The sequence below is a fragment of the Actinocrinis puniceicyclus genome, assembly GCF_018283645.1.
Classification (GTDB): Bacteria; Actinomycetota; Actinomycetes; order Streptomycetales; family Catenulisporaceae; genus Actinocrinis; species Actinocrinis puniceicyclus.
This window is the reverse complement of sequence record NZ_JAGSXH010000256.1, coordinates 1-2,973: the sequence shown is the minus strand read 5'-3', so window position 1 is coordinate 2,973 and position 2,973 is coordinate 1. Positions and strand designations below refer to the sequence as shown.

Annotated in this window: 2 protein-coding genes; both read left to right on the top strand. The window is 71.6% G+C overall.

The window, feature by feature from the left end; all coding sequences use genetic code 11:
• Positions 1-1,185: VirB4 family type IV secretion system protein (locus tag KGA66_RS28505; protein WP_211472631.1), on the top strand; the 1,185-nt coding region annotated here is incomplete at its 5' end.
• Between the two features lie 41 nt (positions 1,186-1,226).
• Positions 1,227-2,973, top strand: a 1,747-nt coding sequence (locus tag KGA66_RS28500) for a type IV secretion system DNA-binding domain-containing protein (protein WP_211472629.1), incomplete at its 3' end; no start/stop codon positions are given.

Below are 2,973 nucleotides of genomic sequence, written 5' to 3'. Positions count from 1 at the left end.
GCCCGCACCCTGGCCACCGAGGCGTTGGCGGCGTGCCTGCCGATCGCCTCCCCGGACCTGACCCGCCTCGACCACGGCGACGACGGTGACGCGGTGGGCGGGGTGCTGTGGGGGCTGAACACCGCCACCGGCAACCCCGTCTTCTGGGACCGCTGGGCGCAGCAGAACCACAACTCGGTGATCCTCGGCGCCTCCGGCGGCGGCAAGTCCTACCTGGCGAAAACCGACCTACTGCGCGAGCTGTACCGCGGCACCCAGGTCTCCGTCATCGACCCCGAAGGCGAATACGCCGCCCTCGCGCACGCAGTCGGCGGCACCGTCGTCGCCCTCGGTGCCCCAGGCGTGCACATCAACCCCCTCACTCTGCCCGAACGCGCCGCGGGAACGCCGGACGCGCTCGCCCGCCGCGCCCTGGACCTGCACGCCCTCATCGGCGTCTTGGTAGGCGAGCACGACGCAGACGAGGGCCGCGCCGCCCTGGACCGAGCCACCCTCACCGCCTACCGGGACGCGGGAATCAGCCCGGACCCGCGCACCTGGACCGCACCCGCCCCCGACCTTTCGGCCGTCGTCGGGCTGCTACGCCAGAACCCTGACCCCGCCGGTCAGCGGCTCGCGGCGCGCCTGGACCCGTTCGCCGCCGGAGCACACGGCGGACTGTTCGACGCACCCACCAGCCACCGCCTCGACACCCATCTCACGGTCTACACCCTGAACGATCTGCCCGAGCAGCTGAAGACCCCGGCGATGCTGCTGATCCTGTCCGAAGTGTGGCGGCAAGCCGGCACCGCAGACGGGCGCCGGCGCATGGTCCTGATCGACGAAGCCTGGCTCGCGATGAAGGACCCGGTCGCCGCCAGGTTCCTATTCCGCCTGGCCAAATCCGCCCGCAAACACACCCTCGCCCTGGCCATGGTCACCCAGGACGCCGCCGACGTCCTCAGCACGGAGCTAGGCGCCGCGGTCGTCGCCAACGCCGCCACGCAGGTCCTGCTGCGCCAGGCACCCCAGGCCATCGACGCCGTCGCCGACGCCTTCCACCTGTCCGCCGGCGAACGCGCATTCCTGCTCACCTGCCCGAGAGGCCACGCGCTGCTCACCGCCGCCGACGGATCCAAGGCCACCTTCGCCTCCCTCGCCGAACCAGACGCCGCGAATCTCCTGCACACCGGCATCCAGGCCTGACACCGCTCACCGCTTCGCGCCCACCCCGGGAGTTGATCCTCATGCAGCACACCGATGCACCGCGCCCATCGACTCCGCACCTGCCCGACCTGCTGCGAAATCCACAGCTCGTCGAACGGCATGTGGAGCAGCTCGTGCACGCCTGGGCGCTGCCCCTCTTCGCCGCGATCAGTACGTGCGTGGCGGCATACGCCGCGGCCGGAGTGTTGATCCGCGCCCGCCGCAACCGGGCCTTCGCCGACGGCGCTCGAGTCATCGACATCTCCGCACCGCCGGAGGCAGCGCTGGCGGGCGGGCAGGCGCTGTGGGCGAACCTGCTCGGCCTGCACCGCCCCCGCCTCACCCGGTTGCTGCACGGCCAGCCACATCTCGGCTTCGAATACCGCTTCACCGGTGACGGGCACGCGATCAGACTTTGGATTCCCCGCACCGTGCCGCCCGGCCTGGTCGAGCACGCGGTCGAGGCCGCCTGGCCCGGCGCTCGCACGCTCGCCGTCGAAAATCCGGTGCCGCCTCTCCCGCTCGCACGAGCTCAGGCAACCGGCGGGCGGCTGGTGCCGGCGCGCGGCGAGGCGATCCCGCTGCGCACCAAACACGACGAGGACCCGCTGCGCGCCCTGTTCGGCGCCGTCGCAGACCTCAAGCCAGGCGAAGCCGCGTGCGTACAGATCCTCGCCCGCCCCGCATCAACCCGCCGCGCCCGCAAACTACGCGGCACGCTCAACACACTGCTGGGCAAGCCGAGCGGAGGCGCGGGGCTCAAGACCGTGTTCTTCGACGCGATCACCCCGCACACCGGCCCACGGCCGCGCACCGGGACCAGCGGACAGGCACCCTGGCGCGACCCCCGCACCGACGCCGACGCGCGCGCCGCCGCCACGAAGCTCGCCGGACCCATGTGGGAGACGATCGTGCGCTACGGCGCCTCCGTCCCGCACACTCCCACAGCGCACGGCCGCACCCGCGGCCTGGCCCACGCGGTCGCAGGGTCCTTCAACGTCTACGCCGAACGCAACCACCTACGCCGCAAAGCCCTACGCCACCCGGCCAGCACCCTCGACCGGCGACCCTTCGGCCGCGGCGCACTCCTCTCAGTTCCCGAACTGGCCGCACTCGCCCACCTCCCAGCCGACCTCGTCGTACCGGGGCTGGCGCGCGCCGGAGCACGCCCCGTTCCCCCGAACGTACGCATCCCCTCCTCCAGCACCGAGACGCGGCCCGTTCGGCTGCTCGGCGACAGCGATGCCGGGCCGAGGCGCGCGATCGCCATCCCGGTCGCCGACGCCCGCCACCACCTGCACGTGATCGGCGCCACCGGCTCCGGGAAATCCACCCTGCTGGGCAACCTCGTACTCGACGACGTCAAGGCCGGACGCGGCGCGGTCGTCATCGACCCGAAGGGAGACCTGGTCGCCGACCTCTTGGACCGACTCCCGGAAAAGGCGGCCGCCAAGACGGTGCTCTTCGACCCCGAAGACGGCGCAGACCCGCCGCGCATCAACATGTTCGACGGCGCCGAACCGGACGTCACCGTGGACAACCTCGTCGGCATCTTCAAACGCATCTACTCAGGGTTCTGGGGCCCCAGGACCGACGACCTGCTGCGCGCAGCCTGCCTGACCCTGGTCACCGCCTACCACAAGAACCCCGGCTTCGGCGTGCCCACCCTCGCCCACGTCCCCGGACTACTCACCTCCGACGCCGCGCGCCGCCGCTACGTCAGCGCCCTCAACGACCAAGAACACAGCGTCCTCAAAACGTTCTGGGACCTGTCTCTTATACACGTCT